This is a genomic window from Microcoleus sp. Pol12B4 (genome assembly GCF_036701385.1).
Taxonomy (GTDB): Bacteria; Cyanobacteriota; Cyanobacteriia; order Cyanobacteriales; family Microcoleaceae; genus Microcoleus.
Genome location: NZ_JAUBQR010000026.1, coordinates 1 through 21961, shown reverse-complemented (window position 1 = coordinate 21961; position 21961 = coordinate 1). Strand labels below are relative to the sequence as shown.

Below are 21961 nucleotides of genomic sequence, written 5' to 3'. Positions count from 1 at the left end.
AGTTATTATCAATAATGCCGTAAATCATTAAGAATACCTCTTTAGATTGATAGATATTTTGATGGTTTTATCTTAAATATAGTACCAGTTCGCTGCCAATATTTAGGGTAAAATTCATGTTAACTTCGGGCCCGATTACCGCTCCCGTTCCCGTTTTTCTGGTTCTTTTAGCAATCATGCTACTCGCACCGCTGTTATTTGAGCGCTTGCGGCTGCCGGGGATAGTCGGTTTAATTATTGCTGGCGTAATTGTCGGACCAAACGGTCTCAATTTGCTGCAACGGGACGCTACTATTGTTTTGTTAGGTACTGTAGGATTGCTGTTTTTGATGTTCCTAGCGGGACTGGAAACTAGCCTCGACGACCTCAAACTCAATGCGGACAAAGCTGTCATATTTGGGCTGGCTACTTTTTCGCTACCGATGATATTGGGGACAGGAGCGATGCTGCTGTTGGGATATAGCTGGCTAGCTTCAATTTTAGTTGCTTCTTGTTTCGCTACGCACACACTTTTAGCGCTGCCAATTCTCACCAAATTGGGATTGATGCGAACTCAGACTATTACTACGACTTTGGGCGGGACTTTAATTACGAATGTGTTGGGATTGTTGGTGCTGGCAATTGTTGTCAAAGCTTTCAAAGGAAATCTCACTCTCGAATTTTGGCTGTTTCTAATTCCATCTCTTGCTATCTACACTTTTGCTACTTTGTGGGGCGTTCCCAAAATCGGTCGCTGGTTTTTTAAGAAATTCGGACACGACGAAAATGCCGAATTTATATTTGTATTAGCTACCCTGTTTGTAGTTTCTTACGCAGCAGAATTAATTGAGATTGAGGCAATTATTGGTGCGTTTTTATCGGGAATTGCTATTACTCAAATTATTCCCAAAATGAGTCCGTTGATGAATCGGATTGAGTTTATTGGCAACACGCTGTTTGTGCCGTTTTTTCTGATTTCTGTGGGGATGTTAATTGACCCGCTAATTTTGGTGAAGCAGCCGCAGTCTTTGTTGGTGGCGGTGGTGATGATTTTAGCAGAGGTCGTGAGTAAGTTTTTGGCAGCTTGGCTACCGGGGAAATTATTTCGTTTTGAGTTTCCCAGCATTATGGTAATGTTCGGTCTTTCTGTGGCTCAAGCTGCTTCTACTTTGGCGGCGATTACGGTTGCTTTTGACATTAAATTGGTCGATCGCGTAACGGTGAACGGCATCATTGCCATGATTTTAGTAACTTGTGTCGCTTCTCCTTGGATTGTATCTCGGTGGGGTCAAGAAATGCAGCAGCCGGGGTCGAGTTTGCCGACTGCTACTTCGGGAAAGAATTCATGGGGAGATCGAGTTTTAGTGCCTGTTGCTAATCCGAATACGGAAGATAATTTGCTGCGTTTGGCTTTGATATTAGCAAAAAGATATCAGGGAACTTTGCTGCCGCTGCATATTTTGTCCGATCGCGGGGAAGCAATTTCACCTGCAGATAAAATGCAGCAAACTCAACTTTTGACGGCTGCGGAAACTGTGGCTCATGCTGCTGCTTGTGCGGTTGAACCGATCGCGAGGATAGATGATGCGATCGATCGCGGAATCCTGCGGAGTGCAACCGAACGCGAGGCTAGTTTAATAGTTTGTGGTTGGAAGGGATTTTCCACAACTCGCGACAATTTTTTTGGCAGCATCATTGACAATGTGGTAAGGCGATCGCCCGTACCCGTACTTATTGCTCGATTTCCCGATCCTCTCCAGAATACAGCCAGAGTTATTTTGGCGGTAACTGACAGCGAGTTGACGCGGTTTGGATTTCAGGAAACCGTGGATATTGCTAAGAGTTTGGCCGCGGAACTTAAGGCGAGTTTGCAAGTGTTGTTGGTGGAGACACAACGGGAGAAAAGCCAGAAAAGTGCGGCGGAGGTGGAAATTCTTTCTGAGATACCAGTAAATCTGATGCGGGGAAATTTTATAAAGCTAGTTTCGCAGAATTTGTTAGAACACGATTTGCTCATTTTAACAACAATTCCTCAGCAACAGAATTTGTGGGAAAAACCGGGAACTCTCAAAGAACCGGAAGCGATCGCTCGGACTCACCAAAATATTTCGATGCTTGTTGTTTATTTTCCTGTATCTTGAGGAAGATTTTAACCGCCGATGATGTTATGAATCTGCATTCATCTGCAGTTAATGTTTGAAGACTAAAGCCAAGTGGCAAATTAAACAAAAGTATGTAGTTGTGCTTGTGGGCTCTTAGCTTAAGAAAGAGCCCACAAGCGCAACTGCATACCTAAAATTTAACCCGCCTATTTGTGACAATTGTGTAAGTTCTATATTAAATCATAATCCAACGGAATTGCTAGCAAAATTTCCGCTGGGCGACTCTGAAATACACTTGATCGCCGTACATAGTTTTTAGGCAAAGCTTTGATAGCTAATCGATAGACCCTATTTTGAATCTTTCCTTTACTGCAACTTGGCTTAGTGCCTTAATAAATATCAAATCCGGTATCATCAGAATTAATATTACGCCCAGTCAGGACGCGCGCCGTGCAATTTTCGGAAAATTAATCGGGCGAGCCGATCGCTCTTTGCACTCGCGAAGTTTGTATTTTTTGGGAGGTCGATTAAAAAATCCTTCAACTCATCATCGTTAGCACCCGCACAAGAAGTGCACTTAGGTACCGAATGTGCGATCGGCAAGTAAATATGCGTAGATGCTTTGCCGATCGCACCCCGATGAAGACAATTTTCGGCATCTAGGACAATTTCTCGGTATCTGGGAGAATTTTGAGAATATGGTGATCTACCCCCTCTAGTTCAATAAGGTAAAAATGAGCATCAGACCAAATTTCAGATGGTTTTCTTCGGTGGCGAGTGTTTTGGGTTCGATTTCGATTAATCCTTTCAGCGACATGACATCTCCTGTAAAAGCTGCAGAAACGGTTGTTGTCCGCAAAGGTATTTTAGAATCTTCAATATCGGTGGCAGATTTGCGCGAACTCGCAGAAACAGGAAATGTCCCGGCAAAACTGCAAGCCTATGCCAATCTCCTGTCCTCCGAACAGCGGAGTAAAATTTTTCGGGCGCTGCAAGCGAAAATTCCCTTAAATGTAGTCGGCCTGAGCAACTTGCTAAATACGGGCATCGGCACTGCCATCCTGACGGATTTGACTACAGTGATACCCAGGCGCGACGGTGGGGGTGTGGAAGCGCTGCGAGCGGCTCTGCTGCAGGGAGCAAATGCGCCGGAAGGCTTATCGGTATTGAGTTTTATTGAATCTTATCCGAGTTCGCGGGTCGTGGTGGATCTCGATCGAGCTTTCGCAGTTTTGGGAAATATGAACGCAAGTTTTTGGCAAACTCAGCGCTTTATGGCGGCGATCGCACCTCAGTTAGCACCGGTTAAACCCGTGTTTAACCTGCCTTTCGATCCAACCCAGCCAGGCTCTAATTTCGTGCAGGTAGAGGCGCTAGATTTAAACGATAGCGCCCGCAATCGGCGTATTCAAGTCGATGTGTATTGGTCGAAAGCTGCGACAGCCGACAAACCGACGATCGTCTTTTCTCACGGGTTGGGTTCCGTCCGCACGGATTTGCGCTACTTAGCCGAACATTTGGCGTCTCACGGCTATGTAGTAGCAGCTTTAGAACATCCGGGCAGCAACGAGACGAATACCAATGCTGCGATGGCGGGAAAGTGTCCCTTGCTAGCTCCTCAAGAGTTTTTAGACCGTCCCAAAGACATCAGTTTTGTACTCGACGAACTGACAAAATTGAACCAAACTGATGATAATTTGCAGGGGAAAATCGCGATCGACCCATCGGTAATAATTGGCTATTCTTTCGGCGGTGCCACAGCCTTGTCCTTGGTCGGTGCCGAACTGCAACTGAGCGCACTCAAACAGCGGTGTCAGGGAGATTTGATTGGGTTCAGCTTAGGCGAAGGCATTCAGTGCGCGGCGGCCGGATTGCCCGAAGAACGGTATCAATTGCGGGATGGGAGGATTAAAAGGGCGATCGCCATGAATCCCATAACCTCATTACTATTTGGAGAAACGGGTTTGAGTTCAATTGAAATTCCCACATTAATAGTAGCATCTTCTGCGGACAAAACCACTCCCGCCTTAGCAGAACAAATTGCCGGCTTCCCAAAGATTCCATCTCCAAAATGGCTAGTCGGTTTTGTAGGAGGAACCCACTTAAGCGTCAAAGATCCCAGTACAACTTTAAACCAAGTTCGCAGACCTAGCACAGTAATTACCGGGGATGAACTTGTTGGCGACAAAGCTGCTAGCATACGCAATTATATAAAAGCTGTAAGTTTAGCGACCGCCGCTCAACTAACTCCAGAAGCTGACAAATATGCAGTTTTTCTAACGCCAGAATACGCACAATTTGCCTCTACAAATGAAATTCCGGTGCGGCTGGTAACAGAAATTTCCCCTGAAATTAATGCAGTAGTGCAAACTTTTATTCAAGGAAATAAGTAGTCATTAATAATTAAGTAGGTAAGCGCCCAAAAACCTTAGTATCTGCTACAGGTCTCGACATCGAAAATAATTATGTAGGGTGCGCAGTGCGCACCTTACGGCTATTAGTCATTAGCTAATAATTTGATGTCCGGTCCAACACCTATAATAAAAGTGTTTGTAGTGGTCGTTTGAGAGGACCTCATATTGTGAGCAGCAGTCTTTCCTTTTCTCTGCGCGACCGCGTAGCCCCGAAGGGTGTATTTTTCTTCTTAAGCTGTCTCTGATATATTTTGTCCGTGCAAGGGCAAAATATAACAAAGCGCTTTCACAAACTCTACTCCCAAACTGCCATGCCTAAAAAAAATCTTATCCCGCTGTTGCTGCTGTTTGCAGCCCTGTTTACCCTTTACGGCGACACCTTAACTTTTCTCCCCAAACCTGTAAGAGATAGTAGCGTAGCAAGTCGAAAGTTCTTCGTGGGGTTGTGGCCAGATTGGTTGAGGCCGAGAGATTTCAACGAGAAAAGGCAACAGGATATTGATAAATTGCAAAAAAGTCCTAGTCCCAGTCGATAGTTTTGAGCTACCAGCGAGAAACCCGGTTCCTCTAATAATACTCAGCCATTTTCTTGTAGCTTTTGTTAAGCGAAGCACAACCAAACATGAAGATTTGAGATTGTAGATTTTAGATTTTTCCTCCAATCTCAAATCGATTAAACTTGAGATTTTAGATTTTCCTCAAAGCAGTAAGGTGTGCATTGCACACCCTACAAATAGAGGTTATGCCTCCAGGACTGTTTTAGATTGGTCTTCCCATCTAAAATCTAAAATCTAAAATCTAAAATTGATTAGGCGTGCTTTTTCAACCAGCTAAACATAGCTCGCAAATCTTTACCAACTTCTTCAATAGGATGTTCTGCTTCCTGACGGCGCATGGAGGTAAAGCCCGGTTTGCCGGCTTGGTTTTCCAGAACGAATTCGCGGGCAAATTGGCCTGATTGAATTTCGCTGAGAATTTTCCGCATTTCGGCGCGGGTTTGATCCGTAACGATGCGGGGGCCGCGAGTTAAATCGCCGTATTCTGCGGTATTGGAGATGCTATCGCGCATTTTGGCGAGGCCTCCTTCTACTACTAAGTCAACGATAAGTTTAACTTCGTGCAAACATTCAAAATAAGCTAATTCCGGTTGGTATCCGGCGTCAACTAAAGTTTCAAATCCAGCTTTAATTAATGCGCTCAAACCGCCGCACAAAACTACTTGTTCGCCAAAAAGATCCGTTTCTGTTTCTTCGCGGAAAGTGGTTTCAAGGATGCCGGCTCTGGTGCCGCCGATACCTTTAGCATAAGCCATTGCCCGATCGCGCGCTTGACCGGAAGCATCTTGATATACTGCAAACAAACTCGGAACGCCTTCCCCTTGTTCGTAAGTCCGCCGCACCAAGTGTCCGGGGCCTTTGGGGGCAACCATTACTACGTCTACATTGGCAGGGGGAACAACCTGGCCGAAGTGAATGTTAAAACCGTGAGCAAATGCTAAAACATTTCCTTCAGAAAGGTTCGGTTCGATTTGTTCTTTGTAAATAGTTTTTTGAACTTCATCGGGCAATAAAATCATGATGAAGTCAGCGGCGGCGGCTGCTTTGTCTACCGGGTGAACTGTTAAACCCGCGTCGGTTGCTTTGGCTGCCGATTTGCTACCGGGATACAAACCAACAACGACATTCATGCCGCTGTCTTTGAGGTTAAGGGCGTGGGCGTGTCCTTGGGAACCGTAGCCGATGATAGCAATCGTTTTGTTGGCTAAGAGGTCTAGGTTCGCGTCGGTGTCGTAATACATACGGGCCATAGTGCTTGTTTCCTGAGATGCAAATTGAGTGATTGACTGCAAAACTCTCATTTTATCAAAGTAGGGTACTTTTTTTACAGAAATTTTTCGATTAAGATTTGTGCGGGGGAAAATAAAGACCGATCGCCCTGAATTTAGCAGGGTTTTGCGCCGAGTCTGCGATCGTCAAATATAATTGTCAATAGCGTGCTGTGCATTTGCAAAAACGCCACTAACTAACTTTTTTAATATGAAAATAAAAGCAATACATCATGTGGCGATTATTTGCTCGGATTACGAAGCATCGAAGAAATTTTATGTAGAAGTATTGGGATGTTCAATTATCAAAGAAACTTTCCGAACCGAGAGGAATTCTTACAAATTAGATTTGCGAGTCGGAAACGGCGACATCATTGAGCTTTTTTCATTTCCGCATCCTCCTGAAAGAGTTAACAATCCTGAAGCCTGCGGTTTGAGACATTTAGCTTTTGCAGTTGAGGAGATAGAAGCATCAGTTGCTTATTTAAAATCCCAACAAGTAGAAGTAGAAGAAATTCGCCTTGACGAGATCACCGAAAAACGATTTACATTTTTCAGAGATCCCGACAACTTACCGTTAGAAATTTATGAGATTTAGACCCATATCCCCATTTGAAAAAGCTTAGCACAGAAGATAAACAATGGACTCTCTCATCAGAAACACAATCACGATCGGATTGCCGGCTTTAATGCTATTTATAGCCATATTAGCTACAGGGAAAACAGGTGACGCAGCCGTTTGGTCGGGTTTAGTCAAAGTCGGCGGTTCCTTTGGTATGCTGATCGGTTTAGGTGTGTTGGTATTTGTAGGATTTGTTGCCAATTATTTTAGTTATTTTGTGGTAGATAGCTTGCTGGTGAGATTTTATCAAAAGCGGCGAGTGTTGGAACAGGAAGAACGACTGGTAAGAGAAATTGATAAATTGCCGATTACTGACGACCTTAAAATCAAGCTCAAATGGGCGGTGATGCACAGCATCCCCAACAAAAACCTTAGTTTGAAGTACGTAATTTTAAAATGGTTTATTATCGCAGCAACTGTAAATATCATACTGTCAATAGTCGGTTATCTGGGAGAATTAAACATTTTTTTTGAATTGAGTTCTCATTTTAAACTACAATATCTGCTGGTGGGCTTCTCTACTTTTATATTCTTCACTCTTGTGCGCTCAAAAAAAATATGGTTGCTGGTGAGCGCATTTTGCATTATTATTAATTTAGCGGAAATAGTTCCTTGGTATTTTCCAGTGCCAGCAGTTGCCGGAGTAACTCCCGGACATAACTTGCGGATTTTGCATTCCAATGTTTTAAGGAGTAATCGGCGATATTCTGAGGTGATCTCGCTGGTTAAAGCAGAACAACCTGATATCGCGGTTTTTGTAGAAGTCAACTCAACTTGGGCAAAAGAATTATCGGTTTTAAGCGAGATTTTTCCTTACTCTTCTACCCAGCAAGAATCTGAGAGATTTGGCAGTGCAATATACAGCAAGCTGCCTTTAGAAAATTCCTCTGTTAAAGCCTTTTCAAATCGAAGAAAGAGCTTGTCGGCGGATGTTAAATTTCAAGGTAAAATCATTTCTCTGATTCTTGCTCATCCGACTGTGCCAGTCAAACAGGAGAGTTTTATCAATCGCAATAAACAGCTAGCAGCCATCGGCGAGTATGCCGCCCAAGTCAAAAATCCGCTGATTGTGGTTGGGGACTTCAATACCACAATGTGGTCGCCCTTCTACAAAAATATGGTAAAAACCGGAAATTTGCGAAATGCGCGATCGGGGTTTGGTATTTTACCGACTTGGCCGACTTTTATGCCGCTAGCTTATATTCCGATCGATCACTTTTTAGTCAGCAAAGAAATTGGTGTGTTGAAGATTCGTACTGGCCGCAAGGTCGGTTCGGATCATTTGCCATTAATTACAGATTTGGTTATTTGAAGGCAGGATTCGATATTTTCTAACAAATTATTGATTAACTGTATCTGGTATTGCTGAATATTTGTCTGTAGCGGCTCTTTGCTGTCTTGAAAACAGATAACTTTTCCGGCGATTTCCTTGTAGTGTTGCAGCATGGAAAAAGTATCGGTGCTAAAGCGAGCGAGATAGTTTTTAGCAGCCTCACTGCAAATTTCATTTACTTGATTTAGATAAGCTTCTGACGATTCAGGTGGCTTTTCATACCCTGTTCTTTTATTCAAAATATAGCTAGCACCGCCGACTACTGCGGCTCCCACAGGCCCGCCCAGCAGCCAACCTAAGCCGGTGGCGATCGCCACTGGAGCCACTTCGCTGTCGATCGACTTTTGAGCTGGAGGTGGTGGCGGTTCCGGTAAACTGACTTGCGGGGCTGGAGGAAACGAAATCAAAAGTGCGATCGGCTGTTCTTTATCAAAGAATTCGCAAGCTTTATTTACCCATTCTGCGATTGTTTGCTGCTGATGTAAGACCTCTCGCTGAAATTTTAGCTTCCACGCATCAAAACTTCCTTCCTGAAGCGACAGCGCCATTTCCGATTGATACCGCTGCAAAAGTGTGGGCTGGTAAAGCCAAATCTCGAAGTCGGAAACGCTGGCTTGAAAGCCTTTTGATATCAATTTTTCGGCTTTTTGTTTAATTTCAATTTTGTCTTTGTGCTTTTTTTGAGCTGCTGCTATTTCTGCAGTGACAGTTTCAGCTTTGGCTCGGAGAGATTGGCAAATTTTAGTAGCTATAGCTTCAATTCTGGGCAACTTAACTGCTAGTTGTTCCTGTTGAGCTGCCACAATACTTTGCAAAGCCGATTCAAACGTGGCAATTCCTGTAGTTTGGGCAGCCGCCACATCTCCTTTCAGCCTCGCCCTCAAAGCCGGCAAAGCATCGACGCGGTAGATATTGCTGATATTGTTCGGCAAGTTCGAGCGAAAACTTTCGGCAACAAACAACAAGCGATTGTAAACTTGTTTTTGGTCGTCTGGTTCGAGTAGATTGAGAAAATTGGCAACAAAGAGGACAGTGTTGATGTTGCGATCGCTCAACCAATCTCTCAAGTTCTCTCGTTCGCCTAAAGTCATCAATTTGCGAGCATCTAAAACCTGCACAACCAAATCAGCCGTTAGCAATTTATCCCGAACCAAATTATCCTGTTCTTCCCGATCGTTGGTTCCCGGCAAATCCAGCAATTCCACACCCGTTTTCAGGAAAGGGTGAGGACAGTAAACATTAACAGCCGCCACATCACCCCGCATTTGTCTCGCGTCATCAAGGATGGCGTAGCGTTTCAAAACATCAGTCCCCGGTTCGCTAACTTCCGTGCCGTCTTTCAGGGTAATTTTTGCGCGCAATTCCTCGCCGTAGTTGACATAAATAGCAGCACCTGTAGTGGGTACTAGGTCGATCGGCAAAGCACGATTTCTTAGCAAAGCATTGAGCAAAGTTGACTTGCCGTAATTAAACGGGCCAAAGACAGCAATTTGAAAAGTTGGTTTGGCGAGATAGTCGCAGATTGAGGTGGTATCTCGATACAGTTGGGAGTTTTTGTCAAGTTCGAGAATACCGAGTGCTGATTTGAGATTGTCGGTCAGGTTTTGATAAATTTCGGTTTGTTGCATATTGCTGTTTTATTTCATTTAGCGGATGCTAGGAAAGCTTGATATAACGATTCAATACTCTGCGACTCTGCAGAAACATCAGCCTTCAATTTTTTCAACCGCTCAGATTCAGCGTGACAATTAATCTCGCGAGATTCCTTTTGTTCCAGCAAATTATCTAACTCTGCTTTCCGAGAATTAATATCCGCATTCATGCGATCGCCCACTTCTCGCCCGTAAACATCAAAGCACTCTTTCACAGCATCGTGAATCGGCTGCCACTGCTCTTGAGCCACCTGCGGCAGATATTTCACCAGCTCTTTTTTCGCGGCTTTCACCAACTCTTTGCGAGTTCCGTCTGCTTGCAAAAACCCAACACCCATCCCCAATAAAGCCAAGTACAGCGGTCCCAAAACAATCCCAGTCAAACTAGCAAGAATTGTACTAACGCTTAGCACAGTGATTAAATTAAGCAGGATATTTTTCCAATCAAAACCCGCTCCTGCCATTGCTACGCCCGCCAGATTTCCGGTCGTTAAGGAGAACAATCCCATCGCCCATTTTGCCCAAGCGGGCGAGTTATCTTCGTTTGAGTTGCTGACGGCTGCTGGTATTTTTTGCCCAGTCAGTTTTTCTGTGATTTTTTCCGTCACTTTCGTGTAAGATGCTCCGTAATTTGCCGCACTTTTCGATAGCTGGGAAAATGCGGAATTCATCTCTTGTTCTGCTGTGAGAGTCCAAGCTGCTAATTTGTCGTTGATGTACTGCTCTAATGCTCGTTTTAGCGATGCTTCAAAGGCTTCTCGCTTGCCTTGGCTGAAGAAATCCAGAAATTTCAGATCCGGTTGATACCGCAAAAAATCTGTTTCAAAGGTATTTTCTAAGCTGAGAACGTAGGTGCGGAAAGAATCTGCGATCGCCCGCGATTTAGTATCTCTAACTTCGATAATTTCTTGTTGAAATTCATCGCGAATGTGAGTCAGCTTTTTAAACTCCGGCTCAACTGAATTAATCTTTTCCTTCAACTCATTGACATCGCGATTGAGTAATGGTAATCTGCGCCCAACAGCTTCGCGGACGCGAGCAGAAATTTGACGCGCCAAAGTCCTCGCCGGACGTAATTCTGAAATCGCCCTTTCCTGGGTTAAAAACGTATTCAATGCGGCCATAAACTCGGGAAAACCAGTTCCTGCCAAATCCGCATCCGGGTTTTTCATCCGCAACCTGAGTGCCTTAATTGAGCAAATTGCAAACACTCGCTCGTCGTAAATATCGTGCCCTTCTGTTAAACAATATTCAGCCAAATTAGCTTGAAAAACCCGTCGCAGTTTCTCTTCGGCTTCTGCCAATTCTTCAGGATCATCCGGGTCAATCAAACTTTCTCGTACTTGGTCCCAAGCATTAATCAGAAAGAAAATGCTCAATCCGCGATTTTTGATGTAATTTTCTAGATAGCGTCTTTCACCCATTGTGCAAGGCTGAGTTGCCCTGAGTACAAACAAAATAGCGTGGCAGTTGTTGATATAACCGAGAGATAATTCGTTGCGGGCTTCTGTATCGTTTAGTCCGGGACTGTCTACTATTTCTATGCCTTTTGCCAGCAAAGGTAAGGGATATTCTACTACGGCGCAGTCGATATCTGGAAATGCTGGTTTCTTTTCTTCTTCTAAGCGTTTTGCCTCAGCGGGGCCAATTGTGTAGTTCTGTTTAAAACTTTTAAAATCTAGCTGTTTGGGGCTTTTGCCGTCATTGAAATAAACGGTAACTTTTTTTTCTGAACCGTAGCGCAAAATCGTCAGTAAAGCTGTACAGGGATTTACGTCGCTAGGCAGTAAGTTTTCGCCGATTAACGCATTTAGAAAAGTGCTTTTTCCGCGTTTCATGTCGCCTAGCACTAGCAGCCGAAAAACTCCTTGGCGCAAGTTTTTACTGGCGACATTGATGTCAGCGTTGTCTGTTTCTAAACCGAGTTTTCCCGATGCTTCTCCTGCGGCTAATTCTGATAGGTTGATGGCTGTCGCGATGTTGCTGAGGCGAGCGGCAATTTCTCGGCGTACGGCGGCTACGCGCTCTAAATCGTTGAGAAAATTGCTAGTTTCTACTTTAATGTTCATGGGTATTTCCTAATATTTCCCGGCTTGGGATTTTCAACTTCTGTCTTCTTCAATAAACATTTTGTAAGCTATCAAAGCAATGCCTCCCACTATCAGGGCGGCTGCCAGCCAAGATGCTATGCGAACTGCAACAACAACAGCAATGACAATGCCTGTAAATTGAGCTGCTGCTATAATTTTTCTGCGCCACTGTTTGAGTTTGCCCTTAGCTTGGCTGTCGGGTTCTTGGTACTTGCTTGTTAGATGTTCGGGCACTGAGCGGTCGATTTCGGCTTCTAGTTCGCGGAGTCGAAGTTCTTGTTCTCGCTTCCGCAGTTCTTGTTCTTTGTGCCGGAGTTCTCTGGATTTTTCGTCAGGAGAATTCATAAATTTTAGCCTTTTTTTCGCTGGAAAAATGTGTTATTTATTGTCTATGTTGCGGAGCGATAAGTTCTCTACGACTGTAACTCACATTTTCCCGCGTGTCGAGAAATGTTAAGAAATTTTAAAAAGGGCGATCCCCCTACGCCCTAGACTAGCCGCTGCAAATCATCAATAGCCTTCGGGTCCGATAGTAGTGCGATCGCACTCGGCTTCTGATAAATCAACCAAGCGCGATCGAAATAAGTTGCAGCCCGCTAATTGAGCTTTGCTTAACTTTGCTTTTTCCAAATTAGCTCGGCTCAAATCCGCATATCTCAAATCGGCATTTGTCAAATCTGCATTGTACAAATCCGCACCTTGCAAATTGGCTTTCTGCAAATTAGCACCTTGCAAATTGGCGTGACGCAAATTTGCTCTTGATAAGTTAGCTCTTGATAAAGTTGCTTCCGACAAGTTAGCTTGATAAAGTTGAATGTCGCCCAATTCAGCATCTTGCAAATCAGTTTTATAAAGATTGGCTTGAGTCAAATTTCCGTAGGGCAAATAAGCTCGCCTCAGAATGCTACCAGAAAGATTTATTTCTGTTAAATCTGCTTGAAACAAGTTATGTTCACTTAAGTCAACGGCGTTAAAGTTTCGCTGGCCCTCAGCATACTGAGCAAGCAATTCCTCAGCGCTTAGCTTTTGCATTTTCATTCCTCATGACGACAGCTACTGCAGCCAATCCATAACAGTAATTAATGGTTATTATTCTGCGTATTTATACTTATGTCTCTTCTTATGTTAAGCTTGTGTAACAACAGTCGCATTTTTTCTAAGATTTTTTTTATATTTGTAAATTTCTGCCTTGCTCAACCAGTAAGCGGTTAGTAATGTCAAGATCGAGAAACCAAAGCGAATCCTCTACTGAAATATGCCAGAACTTCCTCTCTCCATTGCTCAGCACTACCACGAACGGACAAAATACGACCCTGAAACCATTGCTGCTAAAAGTAAACAGCTAGATTGGACAGAGCAACCTGTGCCTTTCAAAGAATATAAAATTGGAGCGTATTTTGACCTCAAGCCTTATCTAAAAGCCCCCTCGGAGGATGCCGATGCCGATCCCGATGCCGCTTGGTGGCATCGGTTATCTAGCTTGTTGCTGTGCAGCTACGGGTTGACGGCGAAAGTGCAGACGGTAGACGATAGCTACCTGTATTTGCGATCTGCACCGTCGGCGGGTGGACTCTACCCAGCAGAGGTTTATTTAATCTCCCGTGGTACTGCCCAGTTGCCGGCCGGACTGTACAACTATCAGTGCAGAACTCATTCACTTGTTCATTTTTGGGACAGTCAAGTTTGGCCATCATTGCAAGCCGCTTGTTTCCAGCCGCCAGCGCTAGAAAATACCCAATTGGCGATCGCCATTACCACTGTTTTTTTCCGTTCTTCTTGGCGTTACGAAGACCGAGCTTATAGGCGAATTTTTCTAGACACCGGTCATTTATTGAGTAATATCGAGTTAGCTTGCGCCGTCAACGATTACCGACCTCACCTGATTGGAGGATTCGCCGACGAAGCTGTCAATGAATTACTGTACATCGACTCGGAGCAAGAAGGAGCTATTTGTGTAGTTGCTTTAGCCGACTTGCTAGATATTGACCAAAACTTGCCTAAATTTAAAACAGCTTTGCCCGGAAACACCACCACAGATTACCCTAAAATTTCCGACGGTCAACTGTTAAAATACCTCCACAAAGCCACGCATTTAGAAGCAGATCCTACCGGATCTGACGGCTGGAAAATTGAGGAAAGTGAAGGGGAATTAGAGGATAAATATAACTTTCCATTTTGTACTAAAGTTTCGACAGTCACTCCTTCCATTCCTTGGGGAGTGAACCTGGAAAGTTTAGAAAACACTATGCTCAAAAGGCGTTCGACCCGTGCTTATACAGGTGCTTCTTTGAGCTTGGGCGAACTGCTAGCTATGCTCGATTTTACTTACCAGCCCCAGCACTATATCGACCAAGGATTAGACGGTTATCCAGACTATTTCGATATAAGTTTGATCGAGACTTTTATTGCTGTTTCGGGAGTGAATGGGTTAGAAGAAGGCTGTTACTATTACGCTCCAAAAGCTCAAGAATTGCGGCAAATTCGGTTTAAAAATTTCCGCAGGGAGTTGCATTTTTTGTGCTTGGGGCAAGACTTGGGCAGAGATGCGGGGGCGCTGTTATTTCACACGGCCGATTTGAACCGGGCTGTAGCAAAATATGGCGATCGAGTTTACCGCTATTTGCACATGGACGCGGGTCATTTGGGCCAGCGGTTGAATTTAGCAGCTATGCAACTGCGTTTGGGTGTCAGCGGTATCGCGGGCTTTTTTGACGATCGGGTCAATGACGTTCTAGGTATTCCGGCGGGTGAAGCTGTGCTTTATATTACAAGTCTTGGAAGACCTCGATCGTGACAATAAGTTAGTTGTTATTTGTCAGTAGTATTGCTTCACTAAGCCCAGGCGCATCTAAATTTTACAATCAAGTTTGATGAAATTAACATCTTACACCATTCTCAAGAACGGGCAAGAGGTCTGTTCCAAAAAGAGTGAAATTCGGTGTTCCATAAAAAGTGAAATTTTTGTGGGGTGGGCGGGACGCCCGCCCTAAAAATACAACTTAAATGCCAGACAGCTTACCTATTTAATTTACTCTTTTTCTATGACTATTTACCAATACAAAACCTGCTAAATATTCTGTCGAGCACGGATTCTGTCACTTCTTCGCCCGTAACTTCCCCCAATGCTTGAATTGCCCCGCGCAAATCTATTGTCCAGAAATCTAAAGGCAATTTGTTGCTTATAGTATCTGTGCACTGTTCCAGAGAAATTTTAGCTCTGGTTAACGCCGCTGCTTGTCGCTGGTTGATTGCTAAGTCTGAGTTTGCTGCTTGCAAATTTCCCGCGCTGACGGCATCTAAGATTGCTGTTTCTAACTCTTCTATGCCTCGATCGAGGGCTGCGGCTGCGGTAACTATGCCGTTAATTTCAGGGGTAAAAGGTAATTTAGGAATTGTTGTTACTAGGTCAATTTTGTTAATAATTATAATGAGCTGGCGGTGCTTTACTTGTTCGTAAATTTCCCAATCTTCCTCTGTCCAGCCAGATTCCGCATCAATTGTCAACAACACTAAGTCGGCTTGTTTTGCTGCGGCGCGCGATCGCTCAACACCAATTTTTTCTACCTTGTCTTCGGTTTCTCGAATGCCCGCAGTATCGAGCACCTGCACCGGAATGCCGCCGACAACTAGCTGCGATTCTACCACGTCCCGCGTCGTACCTGGTAAATCCGTGACGATCGCGCGATCGCTCTTACTCCACGCATTCAACAAACTCGATTTTCCCACATTCGGTCGCCCGACAATCGCTACTTTCAAACCGGTTCTTAACAATTCTCCACGATCTGCCGTTGCCAAAATTGTTGACAATTCCTCCAAAACATGATTGATTTCTAAAGAAGTTTTAGCTTCATCTAAAGGTGGCAAATCTTCCTCAAAATCAATTCTTGCCTCAATTTCTGCCAGCACGTCCAAACAAGTTGTTCTCAATTTGCGGATTGGCTGCGCTAATTTTCCTTGCAAACCAGCCAAAGCACTTTGTGCAGCAGCGGGCGATTTTGCTCCCACCAAATCTGAGATACTTTCAGCTTGAGTTAAATCGAGCCTCCCGTTCAAAAAAGCTCGCAGCGAAAACTCTCCTGACTGCGCTAATCTCGCCCCATTTTCCAAACACAACTGCAAGACTTGCTGCACAGCCATAATGCCGCCGTGACAGTGAAATTCCACCACATCTTCGCGAGTAAAAGAACGCGGTGCTTTCATGATTAGCAGCAAAGCTTCATCGACTAATTCTTGAGTTTTGGGGCGGCGGATGTGGCCGTAAAGAATGCGGTGAGACTCCCATATTTGCCGTCCTGGGGCGCGAAACAGAGTTTCGGCAATTTTTAAGGCTGCGGAACCGGAAACTCGCACAATGCCGACGCTGCCTTGTTGGGGAACTATGGCAGTTGCGATCGCTGCGATCGTTCCTCCTTTTGTTAATGATTCAGACATTTTTAATGACTCTAAGTAGAAGGAACAAGGAACAAGGAAGAATATTTATATAGGAATAATTTGATTTTTTTAATTCAGTCAAAATGATTTAATTGCATTCAAATGCCTAATTTTTACTTTTTTTAGTCTCACGCAATAGGTTCTCCATCTTCTATCGTGTAAATATCAGGTTAGTCATGCAAAAAGTCAAAACAGCAACCACTTTGATCGAGCTGCATAAGTTCCTGAGTCGAAGGGTACGGGATGTTTTCTAGTAATTTGTCCGTAATAGCTAATTGCTCGTCTGCGGAGAGAGATAAGATAACTTGAATTAGGGAGTCAACGAGTTGTACGTTCATTTTAAGTCATCTGTTGCTCGGTTACTAAATTATACTATAAGTTTAGTGGTTTCATCTAAAATCAACGGATACGAGCAGCAGACTGGGACTAATCTTAATGCTATAGTCCTCGACGCAGAAATTGTTTTTTTTTAGGGAAATACTGCATCCCGGCTTTTAACACTGCGTCCAGGACTGCTCAAATTCAGATAAGGCTCAAAGTCCGGGCGATAGCCTTTAAATTTCCAGCACCTGTAGTCCTACTACTGGCAATTTTTTCGGCTGCTTGGCACACCCGAATCAATAGCTAAAAGTTTGACACCAAAGTGATGTCTCCTGATTTCATGCGATAATGGAAAATTGATAGGGTAGAGGGCAAAGCATGATTGGTCAACTTCTAGACAGACGTTACCGCATCATTAAAGTCACAGACTCAAGTGAGGTGGGAAAAACTTATCTAGCAGCAGATACTCACCGTCCCGGGTATCCGCAATGCACGGTTAGAGAAATGCGGCTACCCGGCACAAGTTCGCAAACTCCAGAATTAGTCAAAGTTTTATTTCAAAGAAACGCAGAAATAATTGAAAAATTGGGAAAACACGACAAAATCCCGGAATTATTGGCGTATTTTGAGGAAAATCAAAGTTTATACTTAATTGAAGAATTTATTGCTGGATTACCTTTAAGTCAAGAAATAATACCCGGTCAACCTTGGGATGAAGACCAAGTAATTGGTCTGCTATCAGAAATATTAGAAATTTTGGTGTTCATCCACGAGAAAGGTTTCATTCACCGCAGAATTCAACCAGACAGAGCAATCCGGCGCGAGTCAGACGGCAAATTTGTATTGGTAGACTTTAGCTTAGACAAAGAAATTAACCCGGAACTTGCTAACTGTCATTTGTTGTCGCAAACCTCCCCGAACTCTGTTAAACGGCCTGTGGCAAAAAAACAGGATTTGGCGGCTCAGGAGTTATACGTGCCGATCGAGCAATTGAGCGGCAACCCCCGTTACAATAGCGATATCTACGCTCTAGGTTCGATCGCTCAGCTTGCCGTGACGGGACTCTCACCCAACGAATTGAGTGCCTTAAAAAGCAACAAAAACGAAATTCCCTGGCGAAACCGGGCAACTTGTTCGGCAGCCCTAGCAGATATTATCGATCGAATGGTGCGCCCTGACTGCGAGGAACGCTATCAGGAGGCCGCTGAAGTTTTAGCCGACCTCAAACAAATCGCCGTAAAATTGGAGGTTGAGCCGCCGCCAGCCACAATCATCACGGACGCTATGAGTCAACCGCGAAGACAAAGCCAAACCAAACTGCTGCTATTGGCTGCAACAGCGGCAGCTTTAATCTTGACTGCTGTCATAATTTCCTTTTGGCAGAGTCAAACTCCGGGGAGGGCAAAAGAATTGTTAGCCCGCGGCGTTACCAAGGCGCAGCAAGGTGACACAACAGGCGCGATCGCCGATTATACTCAAGCGCTCGCCCTGAATGCCAGCGATGCGGAAACTTACTACAAGCTGGCAAACGCTCGCTACGACATGGGCGCAACCGAGCAAGCAATACAGGATTACACGCAAGCAATTAAAGTCAATCCTAGCCACACCAAAGCTCTCTACAATCGAGGTATGGCCCGCCTCGACATCGGGGACAAGCGGGGCGCAGTGGAAGATTTCACCCAAGTAGTGCGACTCAATCCCAGCGACGGTGAGGCATACTCTCAGCGGGGTTTAGCCTACTACGATTTGGGCGACTACCGCACGGCAATTGAAGACTACACTCAAGCAATTCGCCTCAGTCCCAACGATGCTACAGCTTACAGCAATCGGGGGTTAGCTCGATCGGCTGCTGGCGACAAAACAGGAGCAATGGCAGATTTTACTCAAGCCCTTCAAATTAGCCCCAAACAAGCTGGCGTATACTACAGTCGCGGTCGAGCGCGGTTTAATCTGGCAGATTATCAAGGAGCGATGGAAGATTATACTAAGGCGATCGAATTGCAACCAGATCTCGCTGATGCTTATACCAATCGGTGCAGCGCTTACTTGAATTTGGCCACCTATGACAAAGCGATTGCAGATTGCACCGAAGGAATTCGCCTCGATCCAAAAGATGAAGCAGCTTACAACAACCGCTGCGTTGCTTATCTGAATTTAAAACAATTTCAAAAGGCCAGCGAAGATTGCAGTTTGACGATCGGACTCAACGGCAACAATCCCAAAGCCTACAGCAATCGAGGATTAGCTCGATCGGCTTCGGGAGACAAGCAGGGAGCTTTAGAAGATTTTACTCAAGCAATTCGGCTCAATCCAAGCGATGCAGTAGCTTACAGCAATCGCGGTACTATTTACTCAGAACTAAAAAATTACCCTTTAGCGGTTGAGGATTTCGCTCACTCGCTGCGGCTCAACCCCAACAATGCTAGCGCTTTTTACAGCCGAGGCCTCGTCCGCCGCCTACTCAAAGACCGTACCGGGGCGATCGAGGATTTTCAGAAAGCTGCAACCCTCTTCCTAGAACAAGGAAGAGCCGATGGTTTCCAAAACGCACAAGCACAAATCAACGACCCTAAATAAAATATTAGTCACCATTCAGATGTTAAAAAAAGAAGAAAAAAGGGAGAAGGAAGAAGGAAGAAGGAAGAAACAAAAAGACCAAATTACCAATTCCCAATTACCAACTTCTCGTTACCAACTCCCCGTTACCAATTCAAAATTACCACCTCCCCGTTACCAATTCTCACTTATAGATATGAACATGGTTGGTCAACTTTTAGACAGGCGTTATCGCGTAGTGCAGATTCTCAGTTCAGGAGCTTTTGGACAAACTTATTTAGCTGTCGATACTCGCCGACCGGGCCACCCTCAATGTGTCGTCAAACAACTGCGCCCTCCCAGCAACACTTCCACAGTTCTCAAAACAGCTTATCGCTTATTTAAACAAGAAGCAGAAATATTAGAAAAGCTGGGAAAACACGATCAAATTCCATTTTTACTAGCTTATTTTGAAGAAGCCAATCAGTTCTATCTCGTCGAAGAGTTTGTCCCCGGACACGCCCTAAATAGGGAAATTGTAGCCGGTCAACCTTGGCGAGAAGAACGTGTGCTGGATCTGTTGCAAGAAGTGTTACAAGTTCTCGCCTTCGTACACTCTCAGGGAGTGATTCACCGCGATGTTAATCCCTCCAACTTAATCCGTCGCAAACCAGACGGCAAATTAGTTTTAATTGACTTCGGTTCGGTTAAAGAAGTTGCGAGTCACGTCAGTGACTACGATACAGAATTTCCGCGCACCATTGCTACGGGAACTCCGGCTTATATGCCGATCGAACAATTTCAAGGCAACCCGCAATTTAGCAGCGACCTCTATGCAGTCGGGATGATGGCAGTCCAAGCTATCACTGGTTTACCCGGTACGGATTTGCCCAAATTGCAAGATCCGAGTCCTTCTCATACGGGGGAAATTGTATGGCGAAACCGAGCTCAATGTTCTGTGGGATTAGCCAATATAATTGACAAAATGGTCTGTCACCAATTTGCCAAGCGCTATCAATCTGCGGAGGAAGTTTTGGTAGCTCTCAGCAAGTTGAGGCACCGCCAAGAGCCTGTCAATACGGCTCACAAGAAAAGTATTGCTCCCAGCTTGGTGTCTTCTGATAGTTTTTATTCACGTTTGGGAAGTCGCTTTTGGTTGCTGATTTTGGCTGGCGTCGGGGCGGCGATAGTTCTGATATTTTTGTTGAGTTATTGGAGCCGCCCGAATCCGCTTAAAGCTAAGGAATATTACGAAGAGGGAGTGGAAAAGTCTCGCAATCAAGATGCGGCGGCAGCTTTGCAGGCTTTTAATAAGTCAATTCAATTGAATCCTAAAAATGCTGAAAGTTTTTATTGGCGGGGTAATGCTAATTATGATTTAAAAAAATATCAAGAAGCTATTGCGGATTATTCTCAAGCTATCGCTCTCAATCCTAAATATGTTCCTGCTTATTTTAACCGCGGGCTAGCCCGTCACGATTTTAACGACAAGCGCGGGGCGATTGAGGATTACACTCAAGCTTTGAATCTCCAGCCCAAGGATGCTGATACATATTATGAAAGAGGAGTTACTTATTTAGAACTGCAAGACTACAAGATGGCTATTCAGGATTTTACCGAAGTAATTCGGTTGCAGCCGAACCTTGTTAAAGCTTATCATTCGCGGGGGTTGGCTCGTGCTGGGAGTGGCGATTTGCAGGGCGGGATAGGAGATTATACTGAGGCAATTAAACTTGATGCTAAGAATGTTGATGCTTTTTACAGTCGGGGGAGAGCTCGCTTTCACCTAGGAGATTATCAGGGAGCTTTGGCGGATTATTCGCAGGTAATTGCGATCGATCCCAAGAGTGGAGATGCTTACGCTAATCGTTGCAGCACGCAGTTGAATTTGGGAGCGCATCAAGCGGCAATTGACGATTGCACTCAGGCAATTTCGCTGAGCGAGGAGGATGGGGTTCCTTACAACAATCGCTGCATTGCTTATTTAAATTTGAAGGATTATCCGAAAGCAATTGCCGATTGCACTCAAGCGCTGAAAGTGAATCGGAATGATTATAATGCTTATAACAATCGTGCTTTAGCTCGCAGCGCAGGGGGTGACGCGCAGGGGGCGATCGCAGATTTTACAGCAGCAATCGGGTTCAATCCCAACAATGCTGAAGCTTATGCCAATCGGGCTAAGATTTATCAGGAGTTAAAGAATTACAATAGTGCGATCGCCGATTACGTGCAAGCTATTCGGATCAGTCCGAATTATGCTGCTGCTTACTACGGTAGAGGGATGGTTCGTCGCTCATTGGGAGACAAAGCAGGAGCAATTAGCGATTTAGAAAAAGCCGGCAAAATGTTTTTAGATCAAGGACTTACCGGCGGTTACAAAGATGCACAATTTGAGATTGAAAAGCTCAAGTAGTCATTAGTTATTAGTCATTGGTCATTAGTCATTATTTCTGGGTGTTATATTTCTTATGTGGCAGATTTTTATAATCTCAGATTGCTCCGGGGCTGGGTCACGCTAATCTTTCATACAAACAGAAAATGCAGGTAAACCAGCCCCGGAGCGCTGTTAATGCCAGCTTTTACAGCGGATTCCGCTGTAATGAGGTACAACAAAATATCATTGTTGTAGTCAAACCTAATGAAAGCGTATTCTCTCG

General features: G+C 44.6%; 15 protein-coding genes. 8 read left to right on the top strand and 7 right to left on the bottom strand.

Annotated features, from left to right (window positions below; all coding sequences use genetic code 11):
- Nucleotides 1–116 precede the first annotated feature (116 nt).
- The 3 genes from QUA38_RS06010 (at nucleotide 117) to QUA38_RS06000 (ending at nucleotide 5031) form a co-directional block, all read left to right on the top strand.
- A complete protein-coding gene (locus QUA38_RS06010) occupies nucleotides 117–2120 on the top strand; it encodes a cation:proton antiporter domain-containing protein (protein WP_333160078.1) in 2004 nt (667 codons plus the stop codon).
- A 695-nt stretch (nucleotides 2121–2815) separates the two neighbouring features.
- Nucleotides 2816–4474 (top strand): alpha/beta hydrolase, encoded by a 1659-nt coding sequence (locus QUA38_RS06005; protein WP_333160076.1) that lies wholly within the window; start codon nucleotides 2816–2818, stop codon nucleotides 4472–4474.
- A 332-nt stretch (nucleotides 4475–4806) separates the two neighbouring features.
- Nucleotides 4807–5031, top strand: a complete 225-nt coding sequence (locus QUA38_RS06000) for a hypothetical protein (RefSeq protein WP_333160074.1) — start codon at nucleotides 4807–4809, stop codon at nucleotides 5029–5031.
- A gap of 272 nt (nucleotides 5032–5303) precedes the next feature.
- Here the strand turns inward: QUA38_RS06000 and ilvC are convergent, their stop codons facing one another.
- Nucleotides 5304–6353: a ketol-acid reductoisomerase gene (ilvC, locus tag QUA38_RS05995; protein WP_333040067.1), complete on the bottom strand. Its 1050-nt coding sequence runs from the start codon at nucleotides 6351–6353 to the stop codon at nucleotides 5304–5306.
- Between the two features lie 178 nt (nucleotides 6354–6531).
- Here ilvC and gloA2 point away from each other — a divergent pair, with 178 nt between their 5' ends.
- Nucleotides 6532–6918 carry an SMU1112c/YaeR family gloxylase I-like metalloprotein gene (gene gloA2 / locus QUA38_RS05990; RefSeq protein WP_333160072.1) on the top strand — a complete coding sequence of 129 codons (387 nt, stop codon included), beginning with the start codon at nucleotides 6532–6534 and terminating at the stop codon, nucleotides 6916–6918.
- A gap of 43 nt (nucleotides 6919–6961) precedes the next feature.
- Complete coding sequence (locus QUA38_RS05985; protein WP_333160070.1) at nucleotides 6962–8254, top strand: endonuclease/exonuclease/phosphatase family protein; 1293 nt, start codon at nucleotides 6962–6964, stop codon at nucleotides 8252–8254.
- On the opposite strand, the gene QUA38_RS05980 is transcribed toward QUA38_RS05985, so the two are convergent.
- The 4 genes from QUA38_RS05980 to QUA38_RS05965 all read right to left on the bottom strand — a co-directional run bounded on the left by QUA38_RS05980 (nucleotide 8221) and on the right by QUA38_RS05965 (nucleotide 13049).
- Nucleotides 8221–9903, bottom strand: a complete 1683-nt coding sequence (locus QUA38_RS05980) for a dynamin family protein (RefSeq protein ID WP_333160068.1) — start codon at nucleotides 9901–9903, stop codon at nucleotides 8221–8223. The genes QUA38_RS05985 and QUA38_RS05980 overlap by 34 nt on opposite strands.
- A gap of 14 nt (nucleotides 9904–9917) precedes the next feature.
- On the bottom strand, nucleotides 9918–11996 hold the full coding sequence (locus QUA38_RS05975) for a dynamin family protein (protein WP_333160066.1): 2079 nt from the start codon (nucleotides 11994–11996) through the stop codon (nucleotides 9918–9920).
- Nucleotides 11997–12029: 33 nt separating this feature from the next.
- A complete protein-coding gene (locus QUA38_RS05970; RefSeq protein WP_333160064.1) occupies nucleotides 12030–12362 on the bottom strand; it encodes a hypothetical protein in 333 nt (110 codons plus the stop codon).
- Between the two features lie 165 nt (nucleotides 12363–12527).
- Complete coding sequence (locus tag QUA38_RS05965) at nucleotides 12528–13049, bottom strand: pentapeptide repeat-containing protein (protein WP_333160062.1); 522 nt, start codon at nucleotides 13047–13049, stop codon at nucleotides 12528–12530.
- Between the two features lie 223 nt (nucleotides 13050–13272).
- On the opposite strand from QUA38_RS05965, the gene QUA38_RS05960 reads away from it, so the two are divergent.
- Nucleotides 13273–14811 carry a SagB/ThcOx family dehydrogenase gene (locus QUA38_RS05960; RefSeq protein WP_333160060.1) on the top strand — a complete coding sequence of 513 codons (1539 nt, stop codon included), beginning with the start codon at nucleotides 13273–13275 and terminating at the stop codon, nucleotides 14809–14811.
- Nucleotides 14812–15062: 251 nt separating this feature from the next.
- Here the strand turns inward: QUA38_RS05960 and mnmE are convergent, their stop codons facing one another.
- Together mnmE and QUA38_RS05950 are read right to left on the bottom strand one after the other, a co-directional pair.
- On the bottom strand, nucleotides 15063–16448 hold the full coding sequence (gene mnmE, locus QUA38_RS05955) for a tRNA uridine-5-carboxymethylaminomethyl(34) synthesis GTPase MnmE (protein ID WP_333160058.1): 1386 nt from the start codon (nucleotides 16446–16448) through the stop codon (nucleotides 15063–15065).
- Nucleotides 16449–16618: 170 nt separating this feature from the next.
- On the bottom strand, nucleotides 16619–16786 hold the full coding sequence (locus QUA38_RS05950; RefSeq protein WP_333160056.1) for a hypothetical protein: 168 nt from the start codon (nucleotides 16784–16786) through the stop codon (nucleotides 16619–16621).
- Between the two features lie 361 nt (nucleotides 16787–17147).
- Between QUA38_RS05950 and QUA38_RS05945 the strand changes: the two genes are divergently transcribed.
- Both QUA38_RS05945 and QUA38_RS05940 read left to right on the top strand, forming a co-directional pair.
- Nucleotides 17148–19346: a tetratricopeptide repeat protein gene (locus QUA38_RS05945; protein WP_333160054.1), complete on the top strand. Its 2199-nt coding sequence runs from the start codon at nucleotides 17148–17150 to the stop codon at nucleotides 19344–19346.
- Nucleotides 19303–21717 carry a tetratricopeptide repeat protein gene (locus QUA38_RS05940; RefSeq protein ID WP_333160052.1) on the top strand — a complete coding sequence of 805 codons (2415 nt, stop codon included), beginning with the start codon at nucleotides 19303–19305 and terminating at the stop codon, nucleotides 21715–21717. The genes QUA38_RS05945 and QUA38_RS05940 overlap by 44 nt, the downstream gene beginning before the upstream one ends.
- The last annotated feature ends 244 nt before the right edge of the window (nucleotides 21718–21961 follow it).

What these genes read in the sequence shown, in the direction of transcription:
- QUA38_RS06010 (WP_333160078.1), top strand. Translation starts at nt 117, where the DNA reads ATGTTAACTTCGGGCCCGATTACCGCTCCCGTTCCCGTTTTTCTGGTT.
- QUA38_RS06005 (WP_333160076.1), top strand. Translation starts at nt 2,816, where the DNA reads ATGAGCATCAGACCAAATTTCAGATGGTTTTCTTCGGTGGCGAGTGTT.
- QUA38_RS06000 (WP_333160074.1), top strand. Translation starts at nt 4,807, where the DNA reads ATGCCTAAAAAAAATCTTATCCCGCTGTTGCTGCTGTTTGCAGCCCTG.
- ilvC (WP_333040067.1), bottom strand. Translation starts at nt 6,353, where the DNA reads ATGAGAGTTTTGCAGTCAATCACTCAATTTGCATCTCAGGAAACAAGC.
- gloA2 (WP_333160072.1), top strand. Translation starts at nt 6,532, where the DNA reads ATGAAAATAAAAGCAATACATCATGTGGCGATTATTTGCTCGGATTAC.
- QUA38_RS05985 (WP_333160070.1), top strand. Translation starts at nt 6,962, where the DNA reads ATGGACTCTCTCATCAGAAACACAATCACGATCGGATTGCCGGCTTTA.
- QUA38_RS05980 (WP_333160068.1), bottom strand. Translation starts at nt 9,903, where the DNA reads ATGCAACAAACCGAAATTTATCAAAACCTGACCGACAATCTCAAATCA.
- QUA38_RS05975 (WP_333160066.1), bottom strand. Translation starts at nt 11,996, where the DNA reads ATGAACATTAAAGTAGAAACTAGCAATTTTCTCAACGATTTAGAGCGC.
- QUA38_RS05970 (WP_333160064.1), bottom strand. Translation starts at nt 12,362, where the DNA reads ATGAATTCTCCTGACGAAAAATCCAGAGAACTCCGGCACAAAGAACAA.
- QUA38_RS05965 (WP_333160062.1), bottom strand. Translation starts at nt 13,049, where the DNA reads ATGCAAAAGCTAAGCGCTGAGGAATTGCTTGCTCAGTATGCTGAGGGC.
- QUA38_RS05960 (WP_333160060.1), top strand. Translation starts at nt 13,273, where the DNA reads ATGCCAGAACTTCCTCTCTCCATTGCTCAGCACTACCACGAACGGACA.
- mnmE (WP_333160058.1), bottom strand. Translation starts at nt 16,448, where the DNA reads ATGTCTGAATCATTAACAAAAGGAGGAACGATCGCAGCGATCGCAACT.
- QUA38_RS05950 (WP_333160056.1), bottom strand. Translation starts at nt 16,786, where the DNA reads ATGAACGTACAACTCGTTGACTCCCTAATTCAAGTTATCTTATCTCTC.
- QUA38_RS05945 (WP_333160054.1), top strand. Translation starts at nt 17,148, where the DNA reads ATGATTGGTCAACTTCTAGACAGACGTTACCGCATCATTAAAGTCACA.
- QUA38_RS05940 (WP_333160052.1), top strand. Translation starts at nt 19,303, where the DNA reads ATGGTTTCCAAAACGCACAAGCACAAATCAACGACCCTAAATAAAATA.